Here is a 15,272-nt window from a genome sequence, read left to right on the forward strand (position 1 = left end):
CATTTATAAGTATGACATAACATGTTAAAATAATAAAATGATGTTAGGGAGTTAGAGGTATGAAAAAATTATTAATTATAAGTATGTTTATAATCATTCTCACTGCATGCGGCAGCCCTTCCCCGGAAGAGGAACTCGCTTCTGCGGAGCAGCAGCGTGAAGAGCTCGGGGAAATGCTGCAGACGGAATCCGTGGCGCTTGAACGTAACAGGGAAAGGCTTGAAATTCTGGAGAATGAAATTTCCCAGGTGGAAACTTCACAAAATGATGAGGATGTCCAGGCATACATGGCCATCGTCGAGGAATATTCTTCATCTCTGATAAGTGAGCTGGAGTCGCTCGGCACTTTAATCGAGGAGGCCCGGCAAACTGAGGAGCTCAGTGAAGTGCAGGATGATATTGAAATCATCATCCAGGATATCGAGGAGACCATCGATACTTATGAAGAGGAAGTCATTGAAATTGAGTTGAATGAAACGCTGATGAGAAGGCACAATTCACTTCAGCTGGCTCATGAGGCATTCCCTGCAGCCCTGGCTCATATAAAAAATGGTGCAGAGGATGATAATATGGATGGCGTGGAAGAGGGCGTCTCCGCCCTGAATGGCATCAGTGAATTTTATTAATCAGGAAAGTAGCGTAGATTATGGAAAAAGCTAAGTTTGGCGGTCAGGCAGTCGTTGAAGGTGTGATGTTCCAGTCCACCAGCAATATGGTGACTGCGATACGGAGAACGAATGATGAAATTGAATATTTTGAAATGGAACGTCCGCAGAAGAAATGGGTGCAGACTTTAAAGAAGATACCGATATTGAGAGGCAATGTCGCCATCATAGAATCAAGCGTATACGGTATGAAGCATATGGAGTATGCCACCGACCGTTTTGAGAGGGACCCTGAGGATGATGAGAACATCGAAGAGGAAAAACAATCCGCCAACACTGCTAAGATAGTCGTTTCAACTGTGATCGTGGCCATCCTTTCCTTTTTGGTGGGCAAATTCCTGTTTACACTCATCCCGGTCTTTGTTGCAGAAATGTTTTCAGGAATTGTCACCGGTCATTTTGGACAGGTCGCTCTTGAGACATTTTTCAAACTCCTCCTCTTACTTGGATACATTTATGCGATATCCTTTACTCCCATGATCAAAAGACTGTTCCAATATCACGGTGCGGAACATAAAGTGATCAATACTTATGAATCGGATCAGCCGCTCACCGTCGACAATGTGCAGGACAGCTCCAGACTGCATTACAGATGTGGCAGTTCATTCATATTATTTACAGTTTTGGTGGGATTCGTCGTCTATATGTTCGTCCCCGTGGATCCTTTATATGTCCGGGTCATCAACAGGATACTTCTCATACCCGTAGTATTGGGCTTATCGTTCGAAGTACTGCAACTGACGAATAAGCTGAGGGATGTGCCCGTCCTTAAATGGCTTGGCCTGCCGGGGCTGTGGCTGCAGTACCTGACGACCAAGCACCCACAGGATGACCAGGTGGAAGTTGCCATCCATTCATTCAATCAACTTGTACGGAGGGAAAAAGCTTGAAAAAAATTCTCCTATATATATTCATAGCCATTGCGGTCGTGGGTCTGGTTTTCAATTTGGATATGGTGCTGAATATGATCCTCAGCTCACTCATATTTATACTGGTGCTGGGTGCCGTTTTGTATGCGGTGTACTACTTCTTCATACTGACACCGAGCCAGAGGCAGTACAGACGCGCTGTGCGCAAGTCAAAAAGGAAATATAAAAAGAGGAAATGATGGTCTGGAGGCCGCCGGCGGTAAAATTCCCGGCGGCTTTCATTTTATTGCCTGCCGCACTTACCGCCGCTGCGCCCCCTTCCATGACTTTACTCTTTAAAAGTCACAGAAAGTTAATTATAATATAAAATATGCTTGAATTTACGAGGAGGACAAGAAGTGGACACTTGGTTAATGATATTAATCGTGTTGGCCGTACTGATTGCGATATTACTGATTAATGGATTTCGGAACATGAGAAACGTCAAGGCATTGTCAGAAGATGAATTTAAACAAAATATGCGCAAAGTGCAGTTGGTCGATTTACGAGAGAAGGAAAAGTTTGAACACGGTCATATCATAGGGGCCAGAAACATCCCGATAATGAACTTTTCCATCAAAATGAATTCACTGCGGAAGGATAAACCGATCTATCTGTACGATCAGACAGGCAGACTTTCCATCCGGGCAGCAAAAATGCTGAAGAAAAAAGGCTATACGGATGTCTATATGCTGAAGAACGGCATCAATAAATGGACGGGTAAAATAAAATCGAAAAATAAATAAGAGGAGTGGGAAGTCCTCTGAAATCAAAACAAAATGGCGGTTCATCCATCAGGGTGAATCGCCATTCTTATATACGCATGAGTTTCCGGGTTCTTTCAAAGGTCCTCCCCAATAGAGGAGTCACTCATGATTTCCGGCAGGCATGTCCTGAAAAGAAATCCTCCATACAGCCACCGGGACTAATTGAAATTGTAGGAATCTGCAATCGGACTTCTTTTTTCAACCAAATCGTTGAAGTACTCAAAGAAACTGATGCCCAGATAGCCTCCGCTGATATTCTTTATATTTCCAACCCCTTTATTACTCAGAAGACGGAAAGCATTATAACTTCTCTGACCGGTGCGGCAGTGCAGGAATACGGGGACGTCCTCAGGAATTTCATCCATTCTCTCCCTGAGTTTTGAAAGTGGTATATTATGCGCACCATTAAGGTGTCCTGCTGCGTACTCCTTCTCTTCCCGTACGTCCACAATATAGGCACCACTTTCGACGAGCTCGCGAACTTTTGATACCGGCACCTGAGCGAGGTCCCCTTTCAGTATGTTCTCTGCAGCAAGACCTGCCACGTTGACGACATCCTTGGCAGTGCCATGCATAGGGGAATAGGCGAGCTCCAGATTTTTAAGGTCTTTGATTGTCCCCTTCATCTTGATGAGGGTTGCGATGACATCAATCCGCTTATCGGCGTTTCCTTTGCCTATTGCCTGGGCACCGAGCACTTTTTCCGAGTGCTTGTCAAATAAAAGTTTGAAGTGCATCGGATGACTGTCCGGCATCAGGCCGACCTTGTCCGGGGGGATGACATGGACGGTTCCATAATCGGCTCCGAAGGCAGTTGCCATTTTTTCGTTGAGCCCGGTTGAGGCCGCGTTATAGTCGAAGACCCTGACGACACTTGTGCCGGTGACCAGTGCTTCAAAAGCCTCACCGCCGAAAATATCGTCCGCCACTGTACGTGCCTGCCTCTGTGCCGGGCCGGCAAGTGCAAGGCGTGTTGATTCCCCAGTGAGCATGTGGGTGACTTCAATCGCATCTCCAATGGCATATATCTCTTCATCAGAAGTCCGGTAGCGTGCATCCACTTTGATGCCGCCGGTTCGGCCGATTTCGAGACCTGCCTGGGAGGCGAGTTCTGTTTCGGGAGCAACACCGATCGCCATGATGACCATGTCTGTATGAAGTGAGTTGCCATCACTGAATTTAACCCTGTCCTTCTCCACCCGTTCAAGGGCGGTATTGACTTTAAGGTCCACCCCATTATCATGAAGTGTCTTATGCAGGATCTGCACCATGTCATAATCGAAAGGGGCCATGACTAGGTTCTGCGCCTCGATCAGTGCCACCTGCGTGCCCCGCTCAACCAGATTTTCAGCAACTTCCAGACCGATGAAGCCGCCCCCGACGATGGTTACATGCTTCACATCATTTTCATCAATATATCCCTCGATTTTTCTTATATCCGTTACATTGCGTAAAGAGAACACATGGGGCATAGCAATGCCGCCGATGCTCTTTGGCATGATGGGCTTTGCACCCGGGGAGACTATCAGTTTGTCGTAGGACTCTTCATATGTTTCTCCGCTCGTCAGATCCTTCACCATCACTCTTTTTTGATCTCTGTCGATTTCAATCACTTCGTTCAGAGTCCTGACATCTATATTATACTGATCCAAAAATTTTTCTTCTGACATGACCAGCAGTTTGCTGCTGTCCTCCACAACATCACTTAAATAGTAAGGCAGTGAACAGTTTGAGTAGGAGGCATGTTCCCCTCGTTCAAGCATGATGATTTCTGCTGATTCGTCCATCCTTCTGATGCGTGTGGCTGCTGTGGCGCCACCCGCCACTCCTCCAACAATTACAATTTTCATCACTTCATCCTCCTGTCTCTGTTGTTCCCATTATATACCCATAGGGGTATATAATCAATATAAATCATTGTTCAAATTTGAACAGACAGTGACATGAAAAAAGGTCCGGGACTTGAGTCCCAGACCTGCTGTGATTTAATTAGTTTTTGTGGAAAGGTGTTTTGACGAATTTAGCATCCACATCTTTGTTGCGGACTTTTATGATGAACTCTTTTTCCAGCTCGTGGAAATCAGTATCCACCATTACAAAACCGATGGAGCGTTTGGAGGCGGGTGACTGGGTACCGCTCGTCACTACACCAACTTTATTGCCATCTTTATCGTACGCTTCATAACCGGTACGTGCAATGCCTTTGCCAGTGATTTCAAAGCCTTGGAGTTTACGTTTTGCGCCTTCTTCTTTTTGCTTCTGCAGCACTTCTTTACCGATGAAGTCACCTTTATCAACTTTGACTGCAAAGCCCATTTTCGCTTCGATAGGCGTAATTTCTTCAGTAAGATCCTGGCCGTGAAGCGGCAGACCTGCTTCAAGCCTCAGCGTATCTCGGGAACCAAGTCCACATTCGACTGCACCTTCGTCTCTGAAGAGTTTCCAAAGTTTTACGGTGTCTTCGCTCTTACAGTAAATTTCAAAGCCGTCTTCACCTGTATAGCCTGTCTGTGAAAGGATGACTTCACTGCCGTCGACTGAAACATTCTTTTTGAAGCCGAACATCTTGATTCCGCTGATGTCTTCTTCAACATGCTTCTGGACCATATCTCTGGCCTCAGGCCCCTGAACTGCGATCTGACCCCACTCCGGAGAAACGTTTTCGACTTTGGCATCGAATCCTTCTACTGATTTAAGCCATTCGAAGTCTGTATCAGTGTTGCCTGCATTGACCACAAGCAGATACTCCTCTTCGTCCAGTTTGTAGGCAACGAGGTCATCGATGACTCCGCCTTTCTCATTACATAGGAAAGTATAATGTGCTTTTTCATCAGTCAATTTGTTAATATCATTAGTCAGCACATGATTCAGGAATTCTACAGCTTCCTTGCCGGACACTTTGATTTCACCCATATGGCTGACATCAAAAATCCCTGCTTTTTCCCTTACAGCATTGTGCTCTTCCTTGATGCTTGAAAATTGTACCGGCATTTCCCAACCGCCGAAATCTACAAGTTTCGCACCACTTTCATGATAATACTCGTTTAACGGGGTTTTCTTCAATTCCGCCATTTAAATTCCTCCTTAAAATAGTTAAAACAGAACAACTGCTCAGTTGCCCTGTTGAATGATCTTCAGGATTGCGTCACAATACTGTTCTTTTACCTGAGAGATTCACCTTGACGGCTTGCTCCTTCGGCGACGACTCATCGTGCTCTCCAGTATTGATCTTACGCTGATATGACTGTTATTCTGTACACTACTGCATTATACCAATAATAAGAAATGGTAGGCAAGTATTAGATACATTAAAACTATTTTCCGCCCGTATTTTCAAGGGCCAGCAGTATTCCCGCCGTCTCTTCCGCTGAAAGCGCCGCATCGACCGTATAATGGCAGGATTCCTCATAGAAGGGGGCCCTTGATTCATAGAGCGCACTCACCGCTTCGTAACCCTGTTTCAGCATCGGCCTGTTTTCGTCATCTTTGATGCGCTCGTACAAAAGTTCGAAAGGGGCCGATAAATAATACACGGTGTGGTGTTCATTATCTTTAAGCAAATTTCTCGATTCCTCATATGTAATGATGCCGCCCCCGGTCGAAATGACGGCATCAGTGCTGTTGATGATCTTTTTCAATGATGCTTTTTCGATTGCCCTGAAACCGGACTCACCGTCCGATTCGAATATTGAAGGAATCGTCCGCCCTTCGGATTCGACGATATAATGGTCGAGGTCGATGAACTCCCTGCCCAGCAACTCAGCGACCCTGCGGCCGACGGTGGTTTTTCCGCTGCCCATAAAACCTGTCAAAATCATGATTTCACCTTATTCCAATTATTTGATGAATGTAATTCTCATAAATCAATATCAGGTTCGATCTGATTTCTATTATCATCATATACCTATTATAAAAATGATAGTACACCGTAATCAAATAAATTAAAACGATATAAAGCGAAAAGCTGATAAATCCGTCATTTTTTAATAATAAGCGTTTCATCGAACTCCCCATTCGTTTTGACTTTTAGACTTACCACTTCTTCCTTATCATTGATCTTCCATTCCACTACATCGAACATCATGGTGATGAAGCCTTCCCCATTAATACTCTTGATGACTCTTGAATTGCGGTACCTGTACTCCTCGTGTCCCCTGGCCGTCTCAAAAGTGATGGTGTCCCTGCCATTGGTGATCACTTCCTCTGCGGTTCCTGAAACCGCTATGATATCCATCACGAATATATCACCTTCCATATTGGCATCCACCAACTCCATTTGGGAAAATACACTGAAGGCACCGGGCATTATGAAAGCAATCATACTGATTATTGAGAGGGATAATAACGTTTCGATATAACTGAAACCCTCAATTTTTGTAAACAATACATAAATCCTTTTCATCTTTGTCACAGATCTCACCCTGACTGATAACATATCCTTTACTCTGATCTTTGAATTCATCGAAGTCCTCATAGCCGTTCATGACTATATATAAATGCCTGTTGAAGTCGAGCTGCTCCTTCGTCTTGACATCATACTGCACCAGAAGTAAAGCAGCAGGCAGTAATATACTTGTTATCATGACAAAGATCATCAATGACAACAGTGAGTCGGCAAGCAGAAATCCCTCATCTTTCAATTCTGAACTGTCCTTTCTGAATCTGGAAAACAATACGCACTTCCTCCTCCCCGCATTTCAGATTGATCGTTCCGAAAGCGTTCGTATCCCCGGACGCCATATACATGAACCTTTTCAACCCGTTGGCTGTCAATCTGCAGCCGTTCAGTTCATGCTGTGAAACATTCCTGCCGTCAAAAGACCTGGCAATCAAACGGTTATTCTCATGGTCCATCATCATGATGTGTGCGGATTTTTCATAAATCGCCCGGGTCTGGGCTGCCTTGAAGAAATATGAGATACTATCCAGTTCTTCATCGATGTCTTGAACATCATAATCAGGAATGGTGCTGACGGAAATCAGTAAAATGATGCTGACAAGAAAAAGTGTCAGCATCATCTCCATCATTGTAAACCCGCTAGTTCCCTGAGCTTGCTCTTTGGGCCTGTCCATTTGTCACCACAATTTGAACGTCATTCGCACAAGCCGTCTGTTCACTGGTGATATAACCACCAGATACAAGCGCACCGATATTAGCCGGATCTGAACCTTCATTCAATGTGTAAGCTTCCACCTGACTCTGAACCATTTTCACCTGTGCATCACATCCTGTATTCTGTACATTTGAACTCTGTGCAGCGATATTCGGGATGATGAGTATGATCAGCACGGATATGACCAGCAGCACCAGGAGCATCTCTATCAATGTAAATCCGTCCTCGTTTTTAATACACTTCTTCATAAATGTTTTTTTCATTTTAAATCCTCCATTTTTCAACCAACGACTGACATCATCTGAAAGATAGGAAGAACAATCACCAGATAAAGACAGATGATCAGTACTCCGAGCACAGTGAAGATCACCGGTTGTATTTTTTTCGTCAAATTTTCAATTTTCATGATTATCTTTTCAAGCGTGTATTCACTGAATATGACGAGTTCCTTTCCGACATCACTATTCAGTTCCCCGTGGCTGATGAAAGTCGAAAGTTTATTATCCAGGGCTGGGATGTGACTGACAGCCTCAGAGAGGGAGTCCCCCCGATTCAGATCAATTTCAATCAATGCGGCAATGTGACTTAAGTAATTGCTTAAAGACTGATTTTTAAACAGTGCAATGATTTCTTTAACTTCCAGGCCGTTGTTTATAAAATAACCGAATTCCCTGGAAAACCTGTAAGTATGGTAATTCACTACATAAAATTTTAACAGGGGAATCTTTAGCAGGATTTTCAACTGGCTTTCAACCGGGACATATCTGATTATTGTATAAATGAAAACTCCCCCGACCACAAGACCTGCCATCATCCCAATCACTGTTTTGGGAAGGACTTCCAAAAGTGTGGTCAATATGCTGACAATCCCTTCCGCCTCGGCTCCGACGGAGGTGTAAAGAGATTCAAACTGAGGGATGACGGTATAATTTAAAATGATCAGCATAATGATGAATATGCTGATCAGAAGAAGTGGATATTGAATGGCCTTGACCACTTTTGAAAATGTCGCTCTTCTATTTTCCAGATAAAGTGACGATTCTTCTAAATTATTTATCATTTCCCCATGAATTTCGGCAAAAGTGACCTGGATGATTATTGATTTCCTGAACCCCAGCATCTTCAGTATTTCACTGAGTTTTTCCCCCTCTTCTATCATCCTCTGCGCTGCTTCTTTAGTATGCGGTTTAAGGCCATCGTATTGTTCAAGCAAAAATTTCAATGCGTTGTACATCGTAAATCCGCTGTTCATCAGCGCACTCAATTTCTGCAGGAAATGTGCATCATAGATACCGAGTTTATTGGAATTTCTGTGTGTAATGAGTGAATTCTTCATGACTTAAATACCCTTCATCTTTTAATGAAATGATCCGGTCGTTCAATGTCACATAATCGACCGGGTGACCCAGAAGATAATCATTGATTTGTGTCGCACTTAAAAACTCATAGATGATGAAGCTTCCAGCCTCTGAATGAAGAATCCTCTGATTAATGATGAGGGAAATGCTCTGTTTCAACTCTTCATCATAAAGACCGAAATCTTTCAGCCGGCTGAGTGTGGTGATGGCCGACTTACTGTGGAAAGTGCTGAAAACAAGATGTCCTGAAAGGCTTGCACGTATCAATTCCCTTGCAATCGACTTATCCCTGATCTCTCCGAACATCAATACATCCGGGTCACATCTCAGTGCACCTCTGAGTAAAGGCTCATAGGAGATATTTGCTTTCTCGTTGATCTCGACTTGGATCATCCCATCAATTTCATATTCGATCGGATCTTCAATGCTGATGATTTGGCGCGTCCCATCCTTAATGATCTCGTTAAGCAAATTAAACATGAGTGTGGATTTTCCCGACCCTGTCGGCCCTGTAAACAGGATGAGCCCCTGGGATAATTGGATGTAATCTTTGAAGAAATCGAACTCAGCTTCATTTAAAAACAGTGTTCCCGACTGTCGCTCAGTCAAAGAATCAAGTATCCTGATGACGACGACTTCCTCAATTAAAGTGAGAGGCAATGTGCTGACTCTGATTGTCAGTTCCGCATCATGCACATTAACCGAGGTCTTACCGCTTTGAGGGATTTTATGTTCATTGATATCAAGTTCAGCGATGAATTTTAAATAATTCACTATTCGCTTATATTCATCTTTTGTGATTTCCGAGAAATCTCTCATCATGCCTTTTTGACGGAACTTCACTCTTCCGCATTCACTTTCAAGTGTAATGTGAATGTCCGACGCCTGCTTCTCCTTGGCACTTTCCAAAATATTTCTTATTTTGTTTTTCATAATTATCCCTCCTACTGTATATAAGCCTGAAATTCATGGTTTTGATCTTTTCTGAGATAATTACACAGATTTTTGAATTCGGTATATATAAATGAGGACGATTATAGTATTATGTAATTAACTGACAGCAGATTTAATATAAACCCTATTTACTTTACGAAATACATTACTTATAATTAGTAATGATGAAATGTATATAAATATCACCTCGATGAAAGGACTGTTCCAATGGATAAGGTATTTAAAACTTTAGGTTTCTGGACAGCGATGTTCACTATTCTGTTCTATGTGGGAGATATGATGATGATGACTTTATTCTTCCTTGCCCAGACAGGATTCTTCATTTTACTCGGATATATGAAATTGACTGAGAGAATGTATGTGTATATATTTGCAGCATATCTGGTATTCTTCTTCGTTGGATTTACTTATTATACGACGTTTATGATGGAGCCGGCTTTCGGCTAGAAAAGCAAAAAAGTTCAAACCCCGCGGGTTTGAACTTTTTTTATTGAAATATATAAGGGTTCGTCGCCTTTTCCTTCTCTATTGAAGTCTCTGCGCCGTGCCCCGGATAAACCGTCGTCCTGCCATCCAGCAGAAAGAGCTTATCCTTGATGGAACGCATCAGCACTTCAAAACTGCCTTCTCGCAAATCCGTCCTGCCGACGCCTCCTTTGAACAGCACATCGCCTGAGAATATCTTCCCCTCTCCCTCGAAATAAAAACTCAAGCTGCCTGGAGAATGACCCGGCGTATGAAATATCTCAAAACTGAAACTGCCGATTGAATACGGTCCTTCCTCCACAAGTACAGGTTTGATGTCACTCGCAATGGGACTGAAGCCTAATGAGGCGCGTTTGGCGGACATGTTCAATTGCGGATCCCTGATCCATTCCCTCTCTTCACCGCTCATAACGACATCCACCCCATACTTCCCGTGGACTTCATCCAACGCGCCGATATGATCGTAATGTGCATGGGTCAATAAAATACCGGCTACAGGAAGGCCGATTTCATCAATGGCCTCAACAATGACCTCTGCCTCGTCGGAAGGGTCTACAATCAGCACTTCTTCTCCATTTATAAGCAAATGACAATTCGTGCCGAGCATCCCCAATGATAAAGTTTTAACATCCATCTAACCACTCCCTAAAATTCTTCTAGACATGGTACAATATTAATTATACAATAACAATGAGCTTAAAGAGAAATATGGGGGGTTACAATACTATGCCTTTCTTAGACACAGGAGAACTCTTTGAAATTGGCGGCGTGACAATTCGTTTCGGTCTGAATGCTTTTGCATTGCTGATGGTCATCGTTACTGCTTTTTCAATCTGGGGCATCATCGGTGCACTTAAAGCAAGAAATATATTGGCTGTTGTATTCAGTGTTGCTGCAACTTTGACATTCGGCTTCTTCACGGTTGCGACGATACTTACATACGGCTACCCGGAACTTGGAGTTTAGACATTAAATCATGGAGATTAGGAGACCCTAATCTCTTTTTTATATTTTGTATGAGGAGAGATTTCAATGAGATATGTATTCATAACAGGAACTTCAAGGGGGCTGGGCAACGCTCTGCTGGAAATGTTCCAGGAAGACAGGATCATCAGTATTTCGAGGAGTGAAGTGGAAACCGGGTATCCTCTCCACAGGGCATTCCATATAGATTTCCTTGATGAAAATAAGCTGGAACAATCAGTCGATGAAATTTTCAGCTCGATTGACCCGCAACATGGCGATGAGATATTTTTGATCAATAACGCAGGGATCGTCGATCCGGTGAAGTCCGTTGCAAATATAGATGCTGAAAGCTTCCTGAATAATTATAAGGTCAATGTTCTCGCGCCGGCTTTATTCATGAAGGGCTTCGTCAATCACTTCAAGGACCACCGTGGGGCAAAGAGGATCCTTACAGTGTCCAGCGGAGCCGCTTTGAACCCTACTGAAGGCTGGGCCGCATACTGCAGCTCGAAAGCAGCTGTGAATATGGTCAGTGATGTCTTGAGGCTCGAAATGGACAGGTTGAAGTACCCAATTTTCAGCGCGACTTTCAGGCCGGGGATCATCGACACGGATATGCAGCAGGAAATCAGGTCTTCCCAAGAGACAGATTTTCCTGATCTCGCCCGCTTTCAAAAGTATAAAGAGACCAATAAATTATACAATAAAAAGACCGTCGCCTACGTCCTGAAACGTGTGATCACATCAGATAATTTCGCTTTCAGCGAAAGTTTCAGCATCAGTGACTTTTTATAAGATATAATGAAGACAACCCTCAAAAGTGACATTGGATCACTCTTGCGGGTTGTCTTCTGTCATGCCCGGCCAATATATTGGGACACTATTTTTGCTGCGCCGTATATCCCCGCATCGTTACCAAGTTCTGCAAGGAAGATTTCAACACCCTCTGCCGCAGGTGGAAAAGCATATTCTTCAAAATATGTCTGCACTCTGCCGCGCAGGGTTTCTCCCGCCTGACTCAGCCCCCCGCCCAGCAGGATGTGTGACGGGTTCGTCATGACAGTGACATTACTGATTCCGATGCCAAGATAAAAAGCCATTCTTTCCACCAGGAATAAGCTGAGCGGATCTTCCTTTTCCGCATTTTTAAAAACGGTGAGAGCGTTCAATGTATCATTTTCAATATACTGCCTCAAAGGTGAGTCCTTGAATTCCGAATGGTATTTCCGTGCCATGTTCTTAAGACCAAGTGTCGAAGCGACAGTTTCAAGACAGCCTGCGCCGCCACAGTTGCAAATGAAGCCTTCTTCCACCGCCACTTTAATATGGCCAATCTCCCCTGCACTGCCGTTCGCACCATGAACGAGATGATGATCTGTAATGATCCCCCCGCCGACCCCGGTCCCGAGAGTGAACATGACGACGTCCTTGCAGCCGCGGCCTGCACCGAAGGCCTGTTCACCCAGCGTGGCAAGATTTGCGTCATTATCCACTATCACAGGGCGGCCGCTGAGGGATTCGAATTCTTCTTTTACGTTTTTATGAGTGTGCCAGTTCAGATTGATCGCGCCATTGACAGTACCCGACTCAAACTCGACAGGTCCCGGCACACCGATGCCGACACCAGTAAAATCAAGGGGCTCAAGGCCCAGCTCACCGGTTTTATTTTTGAATGCCGCATGCACAGCCGGGAGTATATCCCTGCCCTCCCGGCCTGTCTCCGTCGGAATCTGCCACTTGGCGATCTGCTTGAGAGAAAGGTCGAATATACCAAGCTTGCATGTGGTGCCGCCAATATCCACTGCTAGAATCATTCTTCTTCAGCCATCCTTCCATTGATTATTAAAATGGAATTGAGATATTCTTCCTTGCTTATCAGCTGATTCCTATGAAGTTCCTCGATTTCCATCTTCATCAGCATCAGTCTGTTGCTCATGTCGCGATCATATACATAGATGCCGAAGCGCAACAGTATATCATTTATATACGTCAGATCGTTCTTCAATTCACTCTAACTCCTCAATGATGAGCTGCAGGTCAGGATCGTTGACCTCATCCAGCCCGTCGACGATGCCCTTCATTTCATCATATTGTCTGTTCTTACGCAGTTCCATCAGCCGGTGTTTGACGATGGTCTCGTTTCCGGGTGACATCTCCAGGCTCAGATCATAATATTCCTGCGCTTTTTCATCTTCGCCTGCATGTTCATACAGAGAAGCGAGAGCAAAATAGGTGAGACCTGTCTCCGTGCCCTCGGCAAAGCGCTCATTCACCATCATCAGTGCCTCTTCATACTCCCCGTTCCCCATTGCTTCCAGTGCTGCCGTATCTACTGCGCTCTCTTCCGAATTTCCGCTTCCGGTGCCGAGGAAGAAAATGGGTACTGCCGCCATGGCAATAAAGGCAGCTGCAGCGCCGATGTACCATTTCATCTGAAAACGGTAAGGATTGTAGAGCACCCCGAGCAGCAGTCCGGCCATCAGACCACCGGCATGCGCATAGTGGTTGACATTGCTGAACAATGAAGACAGGAATGCTATGGCGATAAATATGATTGCCACCTGCATCAACAACTTATACCCCATGCTTTTATTGAGCAGAAGATGCACCACTATCAGCCCGAGCAGTCCGTAAATCGCCCCGCTGGCGCCGAGAGAGACGGCATCCGTCAGGAACATCAGTGAAAACAGGCTGGCAAGCGTCCCTGTCAACACATAGGCAAGCAGCAGACCCCATTTACCATATAATGACTCCACAAATTTACCCAGTACGAACAAGGCTGCCATATTGAAGAGGAAATGCTCCATACCGCTGTGCAGGAAAGTGCTTGAGAGCAGGCGGTAGTAATCATTGTTCAGTACAGCATGGTAGCTCACCGCCAGCTGATCAACCATCGTAAGTGACCCCAGTATATTGATATGGAAGGCATTTATCATAAAGAGCACCGCATTGATTGCCACAAGCAGATAAGTCATCGGTGTATACTTGCTGAGATGGGACTCGAGTGGATGTGACGAAGTCACTTTTCTCGCATGGTGCTGTTCCGTCTTTTTAGTCTGCTGCTGCATTTCGAGCCTGTAGTATGGATGATTGATCAGGCTGCTGTAACTGCTGATGCCTTTATGTGTGATTTTGATGCCATCGCCTTTGACCTTTTCTTTGAAAGGTTCAGACGTTTCATGGTATACTTTGAAATTTTTTATCTCGAATCCCGCGATCCTTGAGAATTCCGAGTGACGGCTCATCACATTCTCTGTCAGCATTCCCCTTCTCTCCGCCGACATCATGCCATCATTGATGAGCATCATGCTCTGGCTCGCTTCGTTTTTCAGCCATATGATATTGTTGTAATCATCATGATTGAAAAAGGAATAATTGGTGAATCTTATGACTTCATAGGCTGTTCTCCATATTTCAGACATCAATCAACGACCTGCTTTGGCATTCAGTTTTCTGTCGGGAGTGATGATGAAGTCCACAGGTATGTCATGCGGTTCCTTCTCCACTTCACCGAACTGCTCTTCGAAGAGGACAGAAACTTTATGTCCCCCAAAATCTTTCAGGAATTTATCATAAAACCCGCCGCCGTATCCGATGCGGTAGCCTGCCTCATCAAATACGAGGCCCGGCACGACGACCAGGTCGAAATCATTGAAGGGAGTGGTCACAGGTGGTATCCGGATTCCTTTTTCGTCAAGCGTCACCTCATCCATTGTGGTGAACGGATGGAAATTCATCACCTTTTTCTCATAGTCGCAGACCGGATTGTAAACCTCTATGCCATCATCAAGCAGGCTCAGGATGATTTTGTCCGTATCCATTTCGTGGGGCATGGACAGGACTATGCCCACTGATTTGAAATCATTGCTTTTAATATAGTCGATCAGCTCGGATTTGAGTACATCCTCCTGCTGCTGCTTATAACTTTCGTCGAGGCCGGACAGCCGGCCGATCATCTTTTTTCTTGATTCTTTTTTGGACATTCATGATCCCTACTTTCCTTATATAACTCAATTATAAATATACATGTCTTAAAAACAAAATGAAAGCACCA

The 15,272-nt window shown here is 44.5% G+C and carries 21 protein-coding genes and 1 riboswitch; of the genes, 7 read left to right on the forward strand and 14 right to left on the reverse strand.

Going from position 1 to position 15,272, the window contains the following annotated elements:
* The first annotated feature begins 59 nt into the window (after positions 1–59).
* From BUA12_RS02185 to BUA12_RS02200, 4 genes are all read left to right on the forward strand, one after another.
* Positions 60–626 carry a putative periplasmic lipoprotein gene (locus BUA12_RS02185; RefSeq protein ID WP_072707852.1) on the forward strand — a complete coding sequence of 189 codons (567 nt, stop codon included), beginning with the start codon at positions 60–62 and terminating at the stop codon, positions 624–626.
* Between the two features lie 20 nt (positions 627–646).
* Positions 647–1,555, forward strand: a complete 909-nt coding sequence (locus BUA12_RS02190) for a DUF1385 domain-containing protein (protein ID WP_072707854.1) — start codon at positions 647–649, stop codon at positions 1,553–1,555.
* Positions 1,552–1,773 carry an SA1362 family protein gene (locus BUA12_RS02195; protein WP_072707856.1) on the forward strand — a complete coding sequence of 74 codons (222 nt, stop codon included), beginning with the start codon at positions 1,552–1,554 and terminating at the stop codon, positions 1,771–1,773. Before BUA12_RS02190 ends, BUA12_RS02195 begins: the two co-directional genes overlap by 4 nt.
* Positions 1,774–1,947: 174 nt before the next feature.
* A complete protein-coding gene (locus BUA12_RS02200; RefSeq protein ID WP_072707858.1) occupies positions 1,948–2,319 on the forward strand; it encodes a rhodanese-like domain-containing protein in 372 nt (123 codons plus the stop codon).
* A gap of 179 nt (positions 2,320–2,498) precedes the next feature.
* Here BUA12_RS02200 and BUA12_RS02205 read toward each other — a convergent pair whose 3' ends face one another.
* From BUA12_RS02205 to comGA, 9 genes are all read right to left on the reverse strand, one after another.
* Complete coding sequence (locus BUA12_RS02205; protein ID WP_072707860.1) at positions 2,499–4,190, reverse strand: FAD-dependent oxidoreductase; 1,692 nt, start codon at positions 4,188–4,190, stop codon at positions 2,499–2,501.
* Between the two features lie 139 nt (positions 4,191–4,329).
* Entirely contained in the window at positions 4,330–5,412 is a 1,083-nt protein-coding gene (gene gcvT / locus BUA12_RS02210; RefSeq protein ID WP_072707862.1) for a glycine cleavage system aminomethyltransferase GcvT, read from the reverse strand.
* A gap of 71 nt (positions 5,413–5,483) precedes the next feature.
* Positions 5,484–5,572, reverse strand: a riboswitch (glycine riboswitch).
* Between the two features lie 82 nt (positions 5,573–5,654).
* Positions 5,655–6,158: a shikimate kinase gene (locus BUA12_RS02215; protein WP_072707864.1), complete on the reverse strand. Its 504-nt coding sequence runs from the start codon at positions 6,156–6,158 to the stop codon at positions 5,655–5,657.
* 158 nt (positions 6,159–6,316) lie between these two features.
* Complete coding sequence (locus BUA12_RS02225) at positions 6,317–6,595, reverse strand: hypothetical protein (protein WP_143146061.1); 279 nt, start codon at positions 6,593–6,595, stop codon at positions 6,317–6,319.
* Positions 6,596–6,707: 112 nt separating this feature from the next.
* A complete protein-coding gene (locus tag BUA12_RS02230) occupies positions 6,708–7,013 on the reverse strand; it encodes a hypothetical protein (RefSeq protein WP_072707870.1) in 306 nt (101 codons plus the stop codon).
* The gene (locus BUA12_RS02235) at positions 6,970–7,413 is read right to left on the reverse strand and encodes a prepilin-type N-terminal cleavage/methylation domain-containing protein (RefSeq protein WP_084669829.1); all 444 of its coding nucleotides are present in this window, start codon (positions 7,411–7,413) and stop codon (positions 6,970–6,972) included. Before BUA12_RS02235 ends, BUA12_RS02230 begins: the two co-directional genes overlap by 44 nt.
* Entirely contained in the window at positions 7,379–7,717 is a 339-nt protein-coding gene (gene comGC, locus BUA12_RS02240; RefSeq protein WP_072707874.1) for a competence type IV pilus major pilin ComGC, read from the reverse strand. Before comGC ends, BUA12_RS02235 begins: the two co-directional genes overlap by 35 nt.
* A 17-nt stretch (positions 7,718–7,734) precedes the next feature.
* On the reverse strand, positions 7,735–8,790 hold the full coding sequence (gene comGB / locus BUA12_RS02245) for a competence type IV pilus assembly protein ComGB (RefSeq protein ID WP_072707876.1): 1,056 nt from the start codon (positions 8,788–8,790) through the stop codon (positions 7,735–7,737).
* Positions 8,753–9,745: a competence type IV pilus ATPase ComGA gene (gene comGA, locus BUA12_RS02250; RefSeq protein ID WP_072707878.1), complete on the reverse strand. Its 993-nt coding sequence runs from the start codon at positions 9,743–9,745 to the stop codon at positions 8,753–8,755. Before comGA ends, comGB begins: the two co-directional genes overlap by 38 nt.
* 228 nt (positions 9,746–9,973) lie before the next feature.
* On the opposite strand from comGA, the gene BUA12_RS02255 reads away from it, so the two are divergent.
* Positions 9,974–10,213 (forward strand): DUF2626 family protein, encoded by a 240-nt coding sequence (locus tag BUA12_RS02255; RefSeq protein WP_072707880.1) that lies wholly within the window; start codon positions 9,974–9,976, stop codon positions 10,211–10,213.
* Positions 10,214–10,253: 40 nt separating this feature from the next.
* Here the strand turns inward: BUA12_RS02255 and BUA12_RS02260 are convergent, their stop codons facing one another.
* Entirely contained in the window at positions 10,254–10,886 is a 633-nt protein-coding gene (locus tag BUA12_RS02260) for an MBL fold metallo-hydrolase (protein WP_072707881.1), read from the reverse strand.
* A 92-nt stretch (positions 10,887–10,978) separates the two neighbouring features.
* Between BUA12_RS02260 and BUA12_RS02265 the strand changes: the two genes are divergently transcribed.
* Together BUA12_RS02265 and BUA12_RS02270 are read left to right on the forward strand one after the other, a co-directional pair.
* Positions 10,979–11,218, forward strand: a complete 240-nt coding sequence (locus BUA12_RS02265; protein ID WP_084669830.1) for a DUF2759 domain-containing protein — start codon at positions 10,979–10,981, stop codon at positions 11,216–11,218.
* A gap of 66 nt (positions 11,219–11,284) precedes the next feature.
* On the forward strand, positions 11,285–12,013 hold the full coding sequence (locus BUA12_RS02270) for an SDR family NAD(P)-dependent oxidoreductase (protein WP_072707883.1): 729 nt from the start codon (positions 11,285–11,287) through the stop codon (positions 12,011–12,013).
* A 59-nt stretch (positions 12,014–12,072) separates the two neighbouring features.
* Here BUA12_RS02270 and BUA12_RS02275 read toward each other — a convergent pair whose 3' ends face one another.
* Genes BUA12_RS02275 through BUA12_RS02290 form a run of 4 tightly spaced genes read right to left on the reverse strand, consistent with a single transcriptional unit; the run spans position 12,073 to position 15,201 of the window.
* On the reverse strand, positions 12,073–13,032 hold the full coding sequence (locus tag BUA12_RS02275) for an ROK family glucokinase (protein WP_072707885.1): 960 nt from the start codon (positions 13,030–13,032) through the stop codon (positions 12,073–12,075).
* Positions 13,029–13,223, reverse strand: coding sequence for a YqgQ family protein (locus BUA12_RS02280; RefSeq protein ID WP_072707887.1), 195 nt, complete (start codon positions 13,221–13,223; stop codon positions 13,029–13,031). The genes BUA12_RS02275 and BUA12_RS02280 overlap by 4 nt, the downstream gene beginning before the upstream one ends.
* 1 nt (position 13,224) lies before the next feature.
* Positions 13,225–14,640 (reverse strand): rhomboid family intramembrane serine protease, encoded by a 1,416-nt coding sequence (locus BUA12_RS02285; protein ID WP_072708869.1) that lies wholly within the window; start codon positions 14,638–14,640, stop codon positions 13,225–13,227.
* Between the two features lie 3 nt (positions 14,641–14,643).
* Positions 14,644–15,201, reverse strand: coding sequence for a 5-formyltetrahydrofolate cyclo-ligase (locus BUA12_RS02290; RefSeq protein WP_072707889.1), 558 nt, complete (start codon positions 15,199–15,201; stop codon positions 14,644–14,646).
* Between the last annotated feature and the right edge of the window lie 71 nt (positions 15,202–15,272).

The organism is Lacicoccus alkaliphilus DSM 16010 (assembly GCF_900142805.1).
GTDB classification, from domain to species: domain Bacteria; phylum Bacillota; class Bacilli; order Staphylococcales; family Salinicoccaceae; genus Lacicoccus; species Lacicoccus alkaliphilus.